The organism is Janthinobacterium sp. GW821-FHT03C08 (genome assembly GCF_059420905.1).
Genome location: NZ_JBWKUP010000027.1, coordinates 1 through 16,598 on the forward strand (window position 1 = coordinate 1; position 16,598 = coordinate 16,598).

Here is a 16,598-nt window from a genome sequence, read left to right on the forward strand (position 1 = left end):
GCCCAGGGCACGCCGCCCGCGCAGCGCGCCATCGCGGCGCGCCTGCTGGAGCGGCTGGAGCCGGCCCCTGGCCAGGAAGGCCGCCTGCGGCAGCAGGCGCAATGGCTGGCCGGCCAGGGCGGCTATGCCCACCTGGGCGCCGCCCTGCGCGGGCAGCCGGAGCAGCCCAGGGAAGCGGCCGCCCCGCCTGCCGCCGCCGCGCGCCAGGCGCCGGTGTGGCCGGCCGCCCGTCCCTCCCCGTCGGCCGGGATGCAGGATGGCGAGCGCATCTATGTGGCGAATGCCGGCCTGGTGCTGCTGCACCCCTTCCTGCCGCACCTGTTCCGGCTGCTGGGCCTGCTGAGCACGGATGGCGACGGCGCCGCGCGCATCCGCGGCACGGACGACGCCACGTGCGCCGTGCACCTGCTGGAATACCTGGCCACGGGCAACTACGATACGCCGGAACCGGCACTCGCGCTGAACAAGCTGCTGTGCGGACTGGAGCTGGACACGCCGGTGGCGCGCGGCTGGGTGCCGCAGGCAGAGCAGCTGGAACAGTGCCACCAGCTGCTCGCGGCCGTCAAGGGCAACTGGCCCAGCATCGGCAACACCTCGGTGGCGGGCCTGCGCGAAACCTTCCTGCAGCGCGACGGACGCCTCGAACGGCGCGACGGCAAGTGGACCCTGACAGTCTCGCGCAAGACCGTGGACGTGCTGGTCGACCAGATTCCCTGGGGCTTTGCCGTCATCTTTCACCCATGGATGCCCAGGGAGCTCGCCGTCACATGGTAGACAAGTCCATCCCCGGCGCCCGCCTGGCCGGCCACGCGGGCGTGCTGGAACGCGAACTGGCCTGGCTGCGCGAAGTCATCGAACAGCAGTTCTCCCTGCGCTATGCGCCCGGGGCGCCCGCCGCCGCGCCCCGGCCGCCGCCTGTCGCCGATGCGCCCGGCCCCTACGCGCGGCTGCTGCGGCGCCTGGGGCTCGATCCCGATGCGCGGCTGCTGCTGATGCTGGCCATGGCGCCGCATCTGGCGCCGGAACTGCTCGACAGCTTCCAGCTGCAGAACCAGGCGACGGGGCGGCGCTTCAGCGAGTTTGGCGGCGTCGCCGCGCAGGTGCACACGGGCTTCCTGCCGACGCTGGAAACGGCCATGTTCCTGCTGGCGGGCACCAGCCTGGCCCGGCGGCTGGAGCTGCAAGCCCTGTTCGGGCCGCGCCACGCGCTGCGCGCGGCGCGCGTGCTGGAATTCGATGCACCGCCCGCCGGCGAGCCGTCCACCGCCGCCGCGCTGCGCCTGTCGCGGGAATACCAGGCCATCCTGCTGCACGGCGCCGACGCCGACGGCGCGGCGCCCGACGATTTTTCCGCCGAGCGCATCGCCACGCCGCTCGAGTGGGACGACCTGGTGCTCGACGCCGTCACGCGCGAGCAGATCGAGATGATCAACGCCTGGATGTGCCATGGCCGCACCCTGATGGAAGACTGGGGGCTGTCGCGGCGCCTCAAGCCCGGCTACCGCTGCCTGTTCCACGGCTTGCCGGGCACGGGCAAGACCCTGACGGCCAGCCTGCTGGGCAAGCACCACGGCGTGCCCGTGTACCGGGTCGACCTGTCGCGCATCGTCTCGAAGTGGATAGGCGAGACGGAAAAGAACCTGGCAAGCCTGTTCGACCGGGCGCAGGACCAGAACTGGATCCTCTTCTTTGACGAGGCCGAGGCCCTGTTCGGGCGCCGCACGGAAGCGCATACCTCGAACGACCGCTCGGCCAACCAGCAGATCGCCTATCTGCTGCAGCGCCTGGAAGACTTTCCCGGCATGGTGATCCTGTCGACCAACCAGCATGGCCACATGGACGACGCCTTTGCGCGCCGCTTCCAGAGCACCGTGCTGTTCCCCATGCCCGACGCCGACGCGCGCCTGAGCCTGTGGCAAAAGCTGTTCCATGGCGTGGCCGTGGCGCCGGAAGTGGATTTCCACGCGCTGGCCGGGCAATATGCGCTGGCGGGCGGCGCCATCATCAATGTCCTGCGCCACGCCTGCCTGCGCGCCCTGCTGCGGGGCGAACCGGCCGTCGTGGGCCTGGCCGACATCATGACGGGGGTCAAGCACGAACTGCAGAAGGATGGCCACTATATGCACCGCTGAGCGCAGCCACGGGAGGCGCTGCGGCGCAACGGCAAGCCGTCTTACCAGTAGCCCAGCACCTTCCACCACGTGGTGCCGACGACGGCAAAGATCAGCAGTTCCACCAAGCACATGATGAAGCCGACCCGCCACCAGTTGCCCATGGTAACGAAACCGCTGCCGAAGATGATGGGCGAGGTGCCCGTCGCGTAGTGGGTCAGGGTCATCATGATGGCCGAGCCGGCCGTCATCATCAGCATGAAGGGCACGTGGTAGGCGGCGGGAATCAGGTGCAGGCCCACGGTCAGGAAGGCCAGCAGCATGGCGCTGATGTGGGCCGTCGTGCTGGCAAAGAAGTAATGCGAAAAGACAAACACCAGCACCAGGACCCCGGCGATCGGCAGCCAGTCCATGCCGCTGGCGACGATGGCCCCCTTCATGCCGGCCGAGAACCAGGCGATCACGCCCGTCTTGTTCAACTGCTCGGCCATCATCACGAGGGCGCCGAACCACACGAGGGTGTCCCAGGCGCTTTTCTCGGACAGCACGTCGTCCCAGTCGATGGTGCCGGTAATAATCAGCACGAACAGGCCGACGAAGGCGACCACCGTCGCATCGAGCGAAAACGCGGGGCCGAACAGCATGGCGGGCACATTCGCCCACAGCAACAGCAGCAGGGCAAAGGTGCCCAGCATGACTTTTTCCGGCGGCGACAGCGGGCCCATGCTTTTCAGCTCGGCTTTCGCGTAGGTGACGGCGTCGGGCGTGGCCTTGAGCTGCGGCGACGACAGCCAGTAGATAATCAAGGGCATCAGCAGCAGGCAGACGAGGCCCGGCAGCAGCATGCACAGGGCCCAGGTGGTCCACGTCAGGTGGAAACTCTGGCCGCTGGCCTTGGCGACGAAGTCGACCACCAGCGGGTTGGGCGCCGTGGCCGTGAGGAACATGGCCGAGGTGATCGGGTTGGCATGGTAGTTGACGAGGGCCAGGTAGGTGCCCACCTTGCCTTCCGTGCCCTTGGCCGGGTCCGAATCGAAGGCGTTGGCGATGGATTTCATGACCGGGTGGACGATGCCGCCGCCGCGCGCCGTGTTACTCGGCGTAAATGGCGCCAGCACCAGTTCGCAGATGGCCAGGCCATAGCCGATGCCCATGGTGCGCTTGCCCAGCAGCGAGATGAAGAGCAGGCCGATGCGGCTGCCCAGTCCCGTCTTCTTCAGCCCGCGCGAGATCAGGATCGCCACGACGATCAGCCAGATCAATGGATTCGAGAAACTGCTGAGCGCATCCGTGATGGCGCCCTTGGACGAGGTGGACGTCACTTGCGACAGCGAGACGATGACGATGGCCATCATGGCCATCACGCCGATGGGCATGACCTTCAAAATGATCGCCAGGATGGTGGTAAGGAAAATCGCCACCAGGCCCCATGCCTTGGGCGTCAAACCGTCCGGCGCGGGCAGCAATAGCATGCTGACCAGCAAGACCGTGCAGATGAGGGCCGGCACGAGCCGGAACGGGACGGCTTCCTTGAAATGCAGGAACATGTCGCGCACTGTCTTATACATCGTCATTACCTTTCACTGTGGGCCGGGCATCGTGGCAACACACAATCTTGCACGCAGATGCGTGGGGCCGGCAGGCCCAAAAATGGCCCCGCAAGATGACAGATGCCCAACAATTCTGTTCGGCAATATCATACACGCAAGCCTTCCCGCCCCCCGCTCCATTACGGTATCGCGCGTCCCTTATCTTCAAAATCATTGACCTGTGCGCGACATCCGTCACATAATTGCCCCACCAGTCGCCAACGTCAGGAATTGCATTGAATACCCGGAACCGCCATATCGACGCCCTGCGTGGCGCCGCCATTCTGTGCGTGCTGCTGCTGCACTTCGCCCTCGCCTACGGCCTGAAGAACAGCCCGCTCGAAGTCCTGCCCGTCTGGCTGCTGCGGGCCGCCTACCAGGGCAATTACGGCGTGACCATGTTTTTCGTCATTTCCGGCTACCTGATCACGTCGACCTCGCTGCAGCGCTGGGGCGACCTGGCGCGCATCGACCTGGCCGCGTTCTATGTTTACCGCATCGCCCGCCTGCTGCCCGCGCTGCTGCTGGCCCTGTCCATCATCGTGCTGCTGGGCGTGCTCGACGTGCCCTTCTTTGCCAATGGCGATGGCGGCAAGGACTTGCCCGCCAGTTATTTCATCATCGCCGTCGCTTCCGTGCTGACCTTCTGGCACAACGTGCTGATGCAGGGTGCCGGCTATTTCAATTACTGCCTCAATGTGTACTGGTCGCTGTCCGTCGAGGAAATGTTTTATCTGATACTGCCCCTGTCGTGCCGCCTGCTGCGCCGGCGCCAGGCGCTCATGCTGCTGTGCGCCGCCGCCATCGTCGCCGGGCCCGTCTACCGCAGCCTCCACGCGGACAACGAGATAGCCTTCATGTATGGCTACCTAGCCTGCTTCGACGCCATCGCCATCGGCTGCCTGACCGCCCTGCTGACGCGGCGCTGGCAGCCGGGCGCGCGCGTTGGCCAGGGCTTGCGCTGGGCGGCGGGCCTGGCCCTGGCCTGCCTGTACGTGCGCGGCATCGGCGGCCACGAAGTCTTCGGTTTTACGTGGATCGCCCTGGCCAGCGCCGCCTTCATCGTCGGCGCCACGGCGGCGCCGGCGGCCAGCCAGGGCCGGCCCGGTCCGCTGCAATGGCTGGGGCGGCACAGCTACGAACTGTATTTGTTCCACATCATCGTGCTGGCCGCCATGCGCAACGTGGTCGACAAGGCGGGCCTGGGCTACGGGGAACGCCTGCCGTGGCTGGCGCTCTTCCTGGCCGCGACGGCGCTGGCGGCGGCGCTCGTGGCGCGCCGGGTCTCCGGCCCGGCGAACGCCGCGATCCGCCGCCGCTTCCGGCGCCGCGCCGGGCCAGCGCCCGTCCCGGTACAATAAGCGATGCCTGCAATCAACCTCCCCCTGCCCGCCCGCCTCTGCCCCCTGTGCGGCGGACCGAACGGCTGCGCGCCGGCACTGTCGGGCAGCTTCGCCACGCCGTGCTGGTGCCAGGCGCAGCCCATCGATGCGGCCGCCCGCGCCCGCGTGCCGGCGGCGCAACGGGAAAAAGCCTGCCTCTGCCAGCGCTGCGGCACGGCAAGTCCGGCAGCCGAAAAAGAGTAGCGCATTTCCTTGTGGCAATGGCAAACTATGCTTTTCCGCCACTCTCCCACGACGCCATGACGCTTGACCAGACAGCACGTGCCGATGCCTATTTCCAGGCGCACACAGGTTTTTCCTTCGATCAGCTCCTTGCCCCCATCGCCGCCGACGCGCCCGCAGGCAGGTCCTTGCTCGGTTCACCCATCTATGCCGGCATACGGCAAGCACGCGTCGAGGAAGACACCAGTTTGCCGCTGAGCGGCTGGGAGCACGAGCTCAAGCGACCGGACTGGCACCGTGTCACGGCGATGGCGGCGCCAGCCCTGGCGCTGCAAAGCAAGGATCTGCAGTTGGCCGTCTGGCTGCTGCAGGCGCAATTGCAGCGCACGGGACTCGATGCCCTCGCCCCCGCCTTTTGCCTGCTGCAGCAACTGTGCGCCCGATACTGGGAAACGCTGTATCCGCCCGCACCTGCCGGCGACACCGGGGCGCGGGCGAATATATTCCACTGGCTGAATGAAAAACTGCTGCGCGACGTGCGCATGCTGCCCCTGGCCCACGACGAGCACGGCAGCGAATTCGGCTGGGCTGACTGGGAACGGGCGCAGCGCAACGATCAGATAAAAGAGCAGTTGAAAGCGCACGCAGAGGAACTGGAAGGCCCGGGCACGGCAGCATGCCTGGCGGTGCTGCGCGCTACTCCGGTCGCATGCCAGCTGGCGCAGCTGGCAAGCCTGGACGACGCGCTCGCCGGCCTGGAGGCGCTGGCCGCCAGCCTGCCGCAGCACTTCGGCGACGCTGCCCCCGGCCTCGGCGCGCTGGGCGCGCTCCTGCAGGCAATGCACGCCATGCTGGCAACGCAGCTGCAAGCGCGCGGCGCCGCCGAAAAGTGAGCCAGGTCAAGAGATGGCATGCCGGCAGGGGGCCGGATGCCGTGTTTTCAGCCCGATCCTGCCAGCCGCACTATAATGTCGGCACCGCGTGCGGCAGCAATGGCGGCGATAGACGGTAACAATTTCGTGTGGAGGCCAGTACAATAGCGTCTGGGCCTACACAGGGTTTCACTTTTGCCAGCAGTTGCCAGCAACTAACCATTTTTTTGACCAGCCAACAAATACTATGAGTTCGATGAATGAAGAGCGCGTTTTAAGCGTGCACCACTGGACGGATACCCTGTTCTCCTTTACCACCACGCGCGACCCGTCGCTGCGTTTCTCGAATGGCCACTTCACCATGATCGGCCTGCGCGTCGATGGCAAGCCCCTGCTGCGCGCCTACAGCATCGCCAGCGCCAATTACGAAGACCACCTGGAGTTTTTCAGCATCAAGGTGCCGGGCGGCCCCCTGACGTCGCGCCTGCAGCACTTGCAGGTGGGCGACACCGTCATCGTCGGCCGCAAGCCGACGGGCACGCTGGTGTCCGATTACTTGCTGCCAGGCAAGCGCCTGTACATGCTGTCGACGGGCACGGGCCTGGCGCCTTTCCTCAGCATCGTGCGCGATCCGGACATCTACGAGCGCTTCGACCAGCTGATCCTCGTGCACGGCGTGCGCCAGGTCGACGAGCTGGCCTACCGCGAACTGCTGGAAGAGCACCTGCCGCAGCACGAATTCCTCGGTGAAATGGTCAGCGACAAGCTGCGCTACTACCCGACCGTGACGCGCGAAGACTTCCGCAACATGGGCCGCATCACGCAGCTGATCGAGAACGGCAAGCTGGCCGAAGACCTGGGCTTGCCGGAACTGAACCCGGCCGAAGACCGCGTGATGATCTGCGGCAGCTCGGACATGCTGCGCGACCTGAAGGAGATGCTGGAAGCGCGCGGCTTCAAGGAAGGCAACACCTCCACGCCTGGCGACTTCGTTGTCGAGCGCGCGTTTGCCGAGAAGTAATCGGCACGCCATTCCATAGTCTGTCCCGGGGCCCGGCCCCGCCGCTTCCTGCGGCGGCGCCGGGCCTTTTTCATGCGCGCCGGATTCAGCGGGCCAGCGCTGCCCCGCGCTGGTACTGCAAGCCGTTCATGAAGCGTTGCACGGGCGTAAAGGCACTGCTGAGGATATCGTCGTGGGGGGCGTAGTAGCGCGTCTCGATCTTCAGCAGGCCCAGCACCGTCGCGTCGAGCTTGTCCGTCTGGTAGGGCCGGCTTTCCAGCGCGGCGCGGGCCGCCGCCGATGGGCGCGGCTGCTGGTTGTTCCAGATCAGCATGGGGATTTCATAGCCGCTCTTGTCCGACGCGGAATGGCCCGCGTGGTTGCGGCTGTAGCCCACTTCCTGCCCGTGGTCGGACACATACAGCAGCGCGGCGGCGCGGCCGGACTTGGCCTGCTCCGCCATGGCAATCAGGTTGCCCAGCACATAGTCTCCGTAGCGGATGGCGTTGTCGTACGCGTCGCGCTGGTTGCGTATCCAGCTGGAGCGGCCCTGGCTGGCCATCTGCGCGCTGACGGCATCGTCGGCGTCGTCGAAATGCGCAAAACGGCTGGGGTAGCGCATGTCATAGCTGGGATGCGCGCCCAGCAGGTGCACGACGATCAGCTTTTTCGGCGCCGTGTCGCGCAGCGCGTGCGCAAAGGGCGCGAACAGGTTGGCGTCGAAATTGTTTTCGCCCCGTCCCGTGCCGTAGTTGATGAAGTCGCTTTCATCGGCCTCGCCCGCCAGCATGCCGATCCAGCCGTCGTTGCGCGTCTGGTTCGACACCCAGAAGGTCTTGTAGCCGGCCGCCTCGGCCAGCATCAGCAGGTTCGGCTTGGCCATCCATGCATCGGGGTTGCCGATGTCGGCCGGCGTGAGCATGGTCATCATCGATTCCACCGTGCTGGCGGCCGGCGAGATCACGTCATTGAACACCAGCAGCTTGGCGCGCATGGCGTCGAGCCGGGGCGTGGTGGCGCGCGGATAGCCGTACAGCGACATCGAGGCGCGGTTGGTGCTCTCGCCAATCACCAGGATGACGGTGCGGGCATCCTCGCCCGCGTAGCGCACGTTCCAGTCGCGCGGCGCCGCCATGGCCGCCGCCAGCGCCTGCTGCATCGATTGCATGGCGGCCAGCTGGGCGCTGTACTGCTGGTAGCGCAGGGGCCAGAACAGGGCAGGATTCTCGCGCCGCATGGTGGTGTTGAGGTGCAACATCACGAGGAACACGGCCAGACAGGCGGCCAGGCCTTTCTGCGCCAGGCCCGGCGCGGCGGCGCGGACCGGCTGCCAGCGCTGCAGCCGGCGGTCGGCCAGCAGCACGGCCGCCGTCACCAGCACGAACCAGCCGGCCGCCTGCGCCAGGGCGACGCCGTTGTGCGCGAAAAACTCGGCCGTTTCCGCTTGATCCGTCGCAAACATTGCCTGTAAAACGGCATTCGGATTGGGCCGCATGCCAAAATAGCCGCGCAGGAAGCCCTTGACGGCGGCATCGAGGTAAAACACGGGTACGACGATGCGCACCAGCACGGTGATGGCGGCCGGGCGGCAGCGCCAGGCGTGCAGCACGCCGCCGATGCCCAGCAAAAATGCCGCCAGCAAGACGCCCAGTTTCAGGCATTCGTTGGCGCTTAACTGATCGAAGAGAAAGAAAAGAAGCAGGCCGGCAATGCTGGACAGGACGCGGCAAAACAGTATCAGCATGGAAACAATAAACAGTCAGAATCGGCGTTGAATGGAACTGCGTGGCCCGGCCCGTTTCGACGGGCCAGCGATTGTAGCGCAGTCCATTGCAACCGGTATCCCCATTTTTGCACGACATGAGGCAGGAAAGGCAAGGCACGCTCCTGACAGAAACTGTCAGTGCTCGCACTTATGCTGTCGCCATTGCGGAACAGCAGCCCCGCCCCCTACCCTTCCATCACCACAGGACCTTGCCATGCCACGCGCCATCACTCTCCTTACCGAAAACTTTGCCGACTGGGAAACCGCCCTGTTCAATTCCACGGCGCGCCTGTACTACGGCATGTACACGCAGTTCGCCACGCCGGGCGGCCTGCCCGTGACCTCGTCCGGCGGCATGCTCGTCACGCCGCAGCTGGCGCTGGAAGATATTTCGCTCGATGAACTGGACCTGCTGATGGTGTGCGGCGGCAGCATCTGGCAAAGCGGCAAGGCACCCGACCCGGGCGCCCTGCTGCGCGCCGCCCGGGAGCAGGGCGTGGTGCTGGCCGGCATCTGCGACGGCACCCGCGTACTGGCCCAGGCCGGCGTGCTCGACAAGGTGCGCCACACGTCGAATGGCGCCGTGAACCTGCGGGAAACGGGCTACGCGGGCGCCGCCCTGTACCAGGACGTGCCGTGGGCCGTGGCCGACGACGGCATCATCACGGCGCCGGGCACGGCCCCCGTCAGCTTCACGCGGGAAGTCCTGCGCAGCCTGGGCATCCATGACGACAATCTGGCGGCCTACCTGGCCCTGCACGGGGCCGAGCACGGCCAGGCGCATCGTGCGCACCTGGCCGCCTGATTCTGCTGTCTGGCGGCCAATTTCGACGGCGCGTCGCAAATGACTGGCGCCGTTCGCCGCACTTGATTAAAGTGCATCCTTCATCGACGTTGGGGAAGGATGCCATGCTACGCCTGAAATACCTGTCAGCCTGCCTGGTCCTGTCGTGCTGCGCACCCGTGGCGCTGGCCCAGGCCATGCCCCTGCTGACGCCGGACCAGCTGCGCGCCGACCTGCGCTTCGTCCAGGATGCGATCGCCGCCACGCACCCGGAGCCGGGCTTTTCCGCCGATCCCGCCGCCGTGGACGAGGCCTACGCCGCCATCGGGGAACAGATGCGGGCGCCGATGTCGCCCGACCAGGCCTGGCGCGTGCTGGCCACCCTCAATCCCCTGTATGCCGATGGCCACCTGGCCATCACGCCGGCCGCGCCGCGGGCGCAAAGCCAGGCCTTCCTTGACGGGGGCGGACGCTTTTTCCCCTATGAAGTCACGCTCGATGGCGATGGCGGCCTGTCCATCCGTGCCCTGCTGGGCGGCGCGCCGACGCCGCTGCAAGGCGCACGCATCACGCGCATCAATGGCGTGCCGGCCAGCCGCATCGTCGCCGACTTGCTGGCCCGCTGCCACGGCGACACGGCCGCGTTTCGCGCCAGCCTGCTGTCGCTGCGCTGGCCCTTCCTGTACTGGAAGGTGCTGGGCGCGCCCGCCAATCACGCCTTGCAGCTGGACGACGGCCGGGAATTGACGGTGCCCGGCACCGCCGCCCTGCCCGCCTATCTGGCCGGCGATGGCAGCTTCGCGCAGCAATTCCGCTTCGAACTGCTGCCCGGCAAGGCTGCCCTGCTGACGCTGAACACCTTCGCCTGGCCTGACAAAGCGCAATTCACGGCGTTCACGGCCGAGGCCTTCCGCCAGATGCGCGCGGCGGACGTGCGCACCCTGCTCATCGACGTGCGGGCGAATGGCGGCGGCAACGATGACATGTGGATCGATGGCGTGCTGCGCTATATCGCGGACAAGCCCTACCGCTGGGCCTCGACCTACCGCAAGAAGGTGATACGGGGACGCGACAGCGTGCGCGAAAAGCTGGGCGACGTCATCGATAGCGAGATCACTTCCTGGCAGCAGCCGCGGCTGGACGATCCCCTGCATTTTTCGGGCAGCACCTATCTGCTGGTGGGCGGGCGCACGTATTCCTCCTCCATCCTGTTGAGCAATGTCATGCAGGACTTCGGCTTTGGCAAGGTGGTGGGCGCGGCGGGCCAGGCGCGCACGCGCCAGAGCGGCGGCACGCAGAATTTCGTGCTGCCCAACAGCGGCCTGGAGCTGGGCGTGCCCCGCCTGCTGTTCCAGCGCCCGTCGGGCGCGGCCACTCCCGCGCTGCTGCAGCCGGACATCGTGCTGCCGGACAACCCCTACGATGCGCGCGCGCTGGTCGATGCCGTGCTGAAGCTGGATACCTAACTGACAAGCTTAACGGGCGGCCAGGCTGCGCAGGCGCTCCGCCGCGTGCGTATTGCCCGGGTCCAGCTCCAGCGCGCGGCGGTAGTGGGCGATGGCCAGCGCCGTGGCGCCGTCCGCCTCATGCGCTTCGGCCAGGCTGTCGTGGCCATTCGCGCTGCCCGGCGCCAGCTGCACGGCCAGCTGCAGCACGGCGACGGCCTGCTGCGTCCGCTGCTGCGCCAGCAGGCGGTAGCCCCAGGCATTCAAGTCGCCTTCGCCTGGGTCGGGCAAGCCGTGCCGCTGCCGGATGGCGGCCAGCTTGGCACCCAGTCCCTCGTAGCCCGTGCTGGCCAATTCCTGCCGCAGCAATTGCATGGCGTATGCGCCGCCCCGCTGCTGGCGCAGGGCCGGCAGGTAGAAGCTGGCGACGGTGTCGATCAGCTGTTCCGGCTGGCCGCCGGCCAGGTTGCTGAGGATAATGACGGCCAGGTCATCGTCGGGATACACGTAGAAGGCGGAGCGTCCGCCGCCGATGCCGGCGACGGCGCGGTGGGCAGCGCGGCCGATGGCGGGCCAGCCCAGCGCCCACGGCGCCGGCTTGCCATCGTTCAGGCTGCTGGCCTGCCATAGCCGCTGCACACTGGCGGGGGCCAGCAGGCGCCCCGATTGCAGCGCGATGAGCCAGCTGGCCAGCTCGCCCGCATTGCTGTTGATGCCAGCCCCGGCCCGCATGAAGACGGGAAAATCCTCGATCACGTTGCGGTAGCCCTTGCCGCCGGCGCCCAGCACGTAGGAGCTGGCCTTGTTGATGACCACGTCCTTCGCATCGCCAAAGCCGCTGTGCGCCATGCCGGCCGCATCGAACTGGCCCCGCTGGATGAAGTCGACGTAGGACTGGCCGCTCTGGCGCTCGATCAGTTGCGCCAGCAGGACGTAATTGCTCTGGTTATAGCGGTAGCGCTGGCCGGGCGGCGCTTCCACGGGCAGGGCCTGCACGGCTTGCCAGGCGGCCACAGGGTCGTCCGGCTGCGGCCCCACCAGCTTGCCGCTGCGCTGGTCCAGCACGTCGGGCAGGCCGGAAGTATGGCTGAGCAGCTGCGTCACCGTCACGGCTTGCCAGGCCGGCGGCAAGCCCGCCAGGTACTGGCCGATCGGCGCCCCCAGGTCCACCTTGCCCTGTTGCACCAGCTGCATCACGGCCACGCCCGTAAACGCCTTGGTGGCCGAATTGATGGAAAACAGGCTCGCCTCCGTCACGGGCACGCCATATTGCAGGCTGGCCACGCCGAAATTGCGCGCCAGTACGACCTTGCCCTGCCGGATCACCGCCACCTGCATGCCCGGTATCTGGCGCTCGCGCATCTCGTCCTGCAGGAAGTCGACAAGCTGCTGGCCGGCCTCGGCGGCAAGGCCGGCCGGCGTGGCGCTGGCGGCGGGCGGGGCCGCTGCGGCGGACCCGGCCAGCGCTGCGGCAAGCAAGAAAACGCGCAGGACCGGCGGCGTGCGGAATGGCATGGCAAAGCTCCCTTTCATATGCAAAAAGCAAGCTTACCCTATTCGCGCGTTGCCGCAATGCATTTTCCTCGCCGGCCCGGCCGCTGCATGGCGACGCTGGCGTGGCGGCCGCGCGCCAGCCTGTTGATCCAGATCGAATCCCGGTGCGCGTGCGCGCGCATCCGGGGCGCGGGCGGCTACACTGAAAGCCTGGCTGGCGCGGGGAATGGCGCACAGTGGCGGCGGGAGAACACATCATGGCCAATCTGGTTTCTGGCAACAATGCCCATGTCTTTGGCCTGGCGCGGCCCCATGCCACGGGGCAGGCGTCGCTGCACCAGGCGCCGCCCCGCAATACGGCGTTCCGCGACCTGCCGCCGCCGACGGGCAGCGCGCCGTTCCGCCTCGACTTGCGCGATATCGTGGCGCCGGCCGTGTATGACGCCATCGTGCGGAACAGGAAGCTCGTCTTCCACCTCAATGGCGACATGGGCGGCATCCAGTACGCCGTGCCGCAGGAACTGGTGGCCAAAGGCATGGAAGACGACTTCCAGGCCGACGCCAGCGCGCTGCCGGCCTTTCTGTACATCACCGGCGACTGCGTGTATTTCAACGGCCAGGTCAGCGAATACTACAAGCAGTTCTACCAGCCCTATGAATTCTACCTGGCCCCCGTGTTCGCCGTGCCGGGCAACCACGATGGCGAAAACCTGCCGGACGACCAGACCCTGGACGGCTTCGTGCGCAATTTTTGCGCGCCCCAGCCCGTCAAGATGCCGGAAGCGGGCGATTCCCACCGCACGGCCATGGTGCAGCCGAATGTGTACTGGACCCTGCTCACGCCGCAGGCCAGCATCGTCGGGCTGTACAGCAATGTGCCCGCCGGCGGCGAGGTCCGCACGCCCCAGAAGGAATGGCTGGCGGCGGAACTGGCCACCCTGCCGCGCGACCTGCCCCTGCTGCTGGCACTGCACCATCCGATCTACTCGGCGGACGACCACCATTCCGGCAGCACCTACATGAAGGACCTCGTCGCCGAGGCATCCGCCGCGGCGGGACGCCACCCGGACGCCATCCTTGCCGGCCACGTCCACAACTACCAGCGCCTGACGCGCGACAATGGCGACGGCGGCAAGACCCTGTTCCTCGTCACGGGCGCGGGCGGCTACCATAACCTGCACCAGATCATGAAGGTCAACGGCCAGCGCCTGATACCGCCCGCCGTCTTCCACGACGATGCGGGAGACGCCGTCACGCTGGAAAACTATTCGGACGACCACCACGGCTACCTGCGCGTCGAACTGTCCGACGGCGTCATGCAGGGCAAATACTACGAAGTGCCCCGGCCGCAGGAGCCGTTCAGCAAGGGCAGCCATCTGCTCGACTACTTCCGCTTCGATCTGCGGCAGAAGGCCTACCTGCCCAATACCCTGTCATGAGCCGCAGCAAGCCGGCGTGGCGCGCCTAGCCTTCGCGCCACACATCCTCATAGCCGGCGCGGTCGAGGATGAATTTGGTACCGCTGGGCAAGGCCAGGTAGGCGAGCACCTGCGGCAGCAGCTCGGTCAGGTGCGCCGCATGCAGGGGCTGGTAAAAATCGGACGCGTCGCTGTGCGCGCCGCAATGGATGAACCAGCTGATGGTGCCGTTCTCGGGCAGCTCGATGCGCGTGCCATAGATGGGTGACTGGTCCAGGCTGCCGATGGCCAGGGCCACCATGGCCTCGGGCGCCTGCGCGGGCAAGCCGTATTTGTCGCAGATGCGGCGCTGGTTTGCGTGGATCTGCGCGTTGCTCTGTTCGTGGATCTGCGCGTTGTTCTGTTCGTTGACCACTTCGTTGTCCTGTTCGTTCATCGGCTCGTTCATCTGCTTGTCAAGATGCAAGGTAGCGGTAAGACAGCCGCATGGCGTCATCGTGGCTCGCGACTTCCAGGTGCAGGATCGCTTCGCCCGGCTTGCCGTCCGCCAGCAGCTGGCATTCCATACCCAGCGGGCCTGCGTCGGTGGCGTACACATCGACGGCAGGCCGCCCGCCCTTGCCCGGCGCGAAGGCAAGGGGCAGCGGCGCCAGCGCCAGGCGCTGCTGCACGGCAAAATAACTGTCCAGCATGCCGACGATCTCGGCGGCCAGCGCGGGCGCCACGGCCCAGTCGCGTTGCAGCGCAACAGGATCGCGCCCGTCGAGCGTGCGCACGAATGCGTCCGCCAGCGCGTACGCCTGCAGCCGCTGCCTGTCCGTAACCGCCATGTCCATATAGTAATTCCTTAAGTTTCAGCAAGCGCCATTATAGTGCGCCGCCGCGCCGGCCCGCCACGCATTTGCCTGGACAAGCATCGCCATCTCACCAGGATAGTGCAGCGCAATATTATTGCACCAATATCGACATTTAAATCAGGCAACGATAATTTATTGAAAGACAATAATAGCGCTTTGCCGCGTGATATTTGGTGAGTATCCCTGAATTATATTCCCCCGCGCACGAATCAATTACACGTTGACGCATATTTAATCCGGCGCTAATATCGAATGGCCATATACCATGGCATACAGCACAGGCAGTACTTAACCACCACAAGAGGATAGTACAATGCAAAAACTCAAGCAAAGCAAATTGTTCGCGTTCAAACTGGCTGAAAAACATGTAAAAACCCAGGCAGAAAGCCCGGCGGTCCCGCCCCGGTCCTGGAAGGTACGCAGCGGCATTGCCGTTGCCGGCTGCAGCGAATTCATCGCTGGCAGCGGAAATTATCGCTACGAATCGCGCCTCCAGCCGAATGACAGCGGCCAGTATTGCTGATCATGGCAGCGCGGCATCAACGCGCCACCGGCGGCGTTCATTCCATTCCGTTTTGATTCCCTTTTGAATCCATCTGCCTGGCGCGCAGGACAATCTCCGCCTGCGCAAAATGCAGCTGCATTCCATCCGGCCCATACGCAATTTCCCCATCCCGAAGCTGACACTTGCGGCACGGCCCCACCACACGAGGATCACACCATGCAGAACCAGGTAAAATTATTCGCTTTCAAGCTTGCAGAGAAACAGGAAACGCCCCAGGCAGCAACCCCGCCTCAAGCGTCTATCGCATGGAAAGTACGCGACGGCGTCGCCCTTGCCGGTTGCAGCGAGGTCGAGCGTTTCCAGTACCGCTATACCTCCACGGTCAATTCCCGCGACACCGGGCAATTCTGCTGAACGCGGCATAGCCATTCACCTCGCCCCCGGCGGGGTTTTATTTTTACTGCAATATGAATACCGTGCACCGGCAGCCGTGCGGTTTACTCCTGTCCAATATATTAATTCGATGTCGATTCAAATATAAATCATTCAGTGATTGACTGCATATTTATTTGATCTTAATATTTAAAAGCCGAATCACGGCAATCGGGCAAATCAGTACTTAACCAATACAAGAGGATAGTACAATGCAAACCAAGTTATTCGCTTTCAAACTGGCTGAAAAAGAAGAGAAAAAAGAAGTCCAGCAGCCATGGCAGGTGCGCGACGGCGTCGCCACGGCAGGCTGCACGTATTACGGCAATCCTGACGATTACAATCTGCGCGACAGCACGCGCCTGAAGCCGAACGATACCGGCATCTATTGCTGATCTCCGCCGCACCATCAATTCCGCGCCGCGCGCGGTTTTCAGACACTTCCACATATTCATGCGCATACCGGCGCCAAGCGCGGCAGGGCTTTTCCATCCGCGGGGAATGAATATGCGGGATATTGACCATCAGAGGACTAAAAACATGCAAAAACAAAATCAGACAAAATTGTTCGCATTCAAACTGGCGGAGAAAAAGGACGAGGAAAAAACGGCCCTTCCTGCCCCCTGGAAGGTACGCGACGGCGTCGCCGTGGCCGGCTGCACGGCCGTCGACAGCGAGGAGCAATACCGCTATTCGCGCGTCGGCTCGAGTGACGGCGGAGAGTTCTGCTGATACACCGCCCGCGGAAAGCCTTGCCACGG

At 65.4% G+C, this 16,598-nt stretch carries 18 protein-coding genes; 13 read left to right on the plus strand and 5 right to left on the minus strand.

Annotation, left to right across the window (positions count from 1 at the left end):
• A partial coding sequence (locus AC07VL_RS26595) for a contractile injection system tape measure protein (RefSeq protein ID WP_494808518.1) occupies positions 1 to 774 on the plus strand: 774 nt, incomplete at its 5' end.
• Positions 768 to 2,132 (plus strand): ATP-binding protein, encoded by a 1,365-nt coding sequence (locus tag AC07VL_RS26600; protein WP_494808519.1) that lies wholly within the window; start codon positions 768 to 770, stop codon positions 2,130 to 2,132. The genes AC07VL_RS26595 and AC07VL_RS26600, both read left to right, overlap by 7 nt.
• Before the next feature lie 41 nt (positions 2,133 to 2,173).
• Here AC07VL_RS26600 and AC07VL_RS26605 read toward each other — a convergent pair whose 3' ends face one another.
• Positions 2,174 to 3,679 (minus strand): DASS family sodium-coupled anion symporter, encoded by a 1,506-nt coding sequence (locus AC07VL_RS26605; protein ID WP_494808520.1) that lies wholly within the window; start codon positions 3,677 to 3,679, stop codon positions 2,174 to 2,176.
• Positions 3,680 to 3,936: 257 nt separating this feature from the next.
• Between AC07VL_RS26605 and AC07VL_RS26610 the strand changes: the two genes are divergently transcribed.
• The 4 genes from AC07VL_RS26610 to AC07VL_RS26625 all read left to right on the plus strand — a co-directional run bounded on the left by AC07VL_RS26610 (position 3,937) and on the right by AC07VL_RS26625 (position 7,158).
• Complete coding sequence (locus AC07VL_RS26610; RefSeq protein WP_494808521.1) at positions 3,937 to 5,061, plus strand: acyltransferase family protein; 1,125 nt, start codon at positions 3,937 to 3,939, stop codon at positions 5,059 to 5,061.
• A gap of 3 nt (positions 5,062 to 5,064) precedes the next feature.
• Positions 5,065 to 5,286, plus strand: coding sequence for a cysteine-rich CWC family protein (locus AC07VL_RS26615; protein WP_494808522.1), 222 nt, complete (start codon positions 5,065 to 5,067; stop codon positions 5,284 to 5,286).
• A gap of 56 nt (positions 5,287 to 5,342) precedes the next feature.
• The gene (gene tssA / locus AC07VL_RS26620) at positions 5,343 to 6,158 is read left to right on the plus strand and encodes a type VI secretion system protein TssA (protein ID WP_494808523.1); all 816 of its coding nucleotides are present in this window, start codon (positions 5,343 to 5,345) and stop codon (positions 6,156 to 6,158) included.
• A gap of 226 nt (positions 6,159 to 6,384) precedes the next feature.
• On the plus strand, positions 6,385 to 7,158 hold the full coding sequence (locus AC07VL_RS26625; protein ID WP_494808524.1) for a ferredoxin--NADP reductase: 774 nt from the start codon (positions 6,385 to 6,387) through the stop codon (positions 7,156 to 7,158).
• Positions 7,159 to 7,243: 85 nt separating this feature from the next.
• Here the strand turns inward: AC07VL_RS26625 and AC07VL_RS26630 are convergent, their stop codons facing one another.
• Positions 7,244 to 8,881 (minus strand): phosphoethanolamine transferase, encoded by a 1,638-nt coding sequence (locus AC07VL_RS26630; protein WP_494808525.1) that lies wholly within the window; start codon positions 8,879 to 8,881, stop codon positions 7,244 to 7,246.
• A gap of 235 nt (positions 8,882 to 9,116) precedes the next feature.
• Here AC07VL_RS26630 and AC07VL_RS26635 point away from each other — a divergent pair, with 235 nt between their 5' ends.
• Positions 9,117 to 9,707: a DJ-1/PfpI family protein gene (locus AC07VL_RS26635; RefSeq protein ID WP_494808526.1), complete on the plus strand. Its 591-nt coding sequence runs from the start codon at positions 9,117 to 9,119 to the stop codon at positions 9,705 to 9,707.
• Positions 9,708 to 9,811: 104 nt separating this feature from the next.
• Positions 9,812 to 11,152, plus strand: coding sequence for a S41 family peptidase (locus AC07VL_RS26640; RefSeq protein WP_494808527.1), 1,341 nt, complete (start codon positions 9,812 to 9,814; stop codon positions 11,150 to 11,152).
• 9 nt (positions 11,153 to 11,161) lie between these two features.
• On the opposite strand, the gene AC07VL_RS26645 is transcribed toward AC07VL_RS26640, so the two are convergent.
• Positions 11,162 to 12,646, minus strand: a complete 1,485-nt coding sequence (locus AC07VL_RS26645) for a serine hydrolase domain-containing protein (RefSeq protein WP_494808528.1) — start codon at positions 12,644 to 12,646, stop codon at positions 11,162 to 11,164.
• Positions 12,647 to 12,882: 236 nt separating this feature from the next.
• Here AC07VL_RS26645 and AC07VL_RS26650 point away from each other — a divergent pair, with 236 nt between their 5' ends.
• A complete protein-coding gene (locus tag AC07VL_RS26650) occupies positions 12,883 to 14,064 on the plus strand; it encodes a metallophosphoesterase family protein (RefSeq protein WP_494808529.1) in 1,182 nt (393 codons plus the stop codon).
• Between the two features lie 25 nt (positions 14,065 to 14,089).
• Here the strand turns inward: AC07VL_RS26650 and AC07VL_RS26655 are convergent, their stop codons facing one another.
• Entirely contained in the window at positions 14,090 to 14,491 is a 402-nt protein-coding gene (locus AC07VL_RS26655) for an immunity protein Imm33 domain-containing protein (RefSeq protein WP_494808530.1), read from the minus strand.
• Between the two features lie 7 nt (positions 14,492 to 14,498).
• Positions 14,499 to 14,879 (minus strand): hypothetical protein, encoded by a 381-nt coding sequence (locus AC07VL_RS26660; RefSeq protein WP_494808531.1) that lies wholly within the window; start codon positions 14,877 to 14,879, stop codon positions 14,499 to 14,501.
• A gap of 334 nt (positions 14,880 to 15,213) precedes the next feature.
• On the opposite strand from AC07VL_RS26660, the gene AC07VL_RS26665 reads away from it, so the two are divergent.
• The 4 genes from AC07VL_RS26665 to AC07VL_RS26680 all read left to right on the plus strand — a co-directional run bounded on the left by AC07VL_RS26665 (position 15,214) and on the right by AC07VL_RS26680 (position 16,569).
• Positions 15,214 to 15,423, plus strand: a complete 210-nt coding sequence (locus tag AC07VL_RS26665; RefSeq protein ID WP_494808532.1) for a hypothetical protein — start codon at positions 15,214 to 15,216, stop codon at positions 15,421 to 15,423.
• A gap of 198 nt (positions 15,424 to 15,621) precedes the next feature.
• Positions 15,622 to 15,819 (plus strand): hypothetical protein, encoded by a 198-nt coding sequence (locus AC07VL_RS26670; RefSeq protein ID WP_494808533.1) that lies wholly within the window; start codon positions 15,622 to 15,624, stop codon positions 15,817 to 15,819.
• Positions 15,820 to 16,049: 230 nt separating this feature from the next.
• Positions 16,050 to 16,232 carry a hypothetical protein gene (locus AC07VL_RS26675; protein WP_494808534.1) on the plus strand — a complete coding sequence of 61 codons (183 nt, stop codon included), beginning with the start codon at positions 16,050 to 16,052 and terminating at the stop codon, positions 16,230 to 16,232.
• Between the two features lie 169 nt (positions 16,233 to 16,401).
• Positions 16,402 to 16,569: a hypothetical protein gene (locus tag AC07VL_RS26680; protein WP_494808535.1), complete on the plus strand. Its 168-nt coding sequence runs from the start codon at positions 16,402 to 16,404 to the stop codon at positions 16,567 to 16,569.
• Positions 16,570 to 16,598 lie beyond the last annotated feature (29 nt).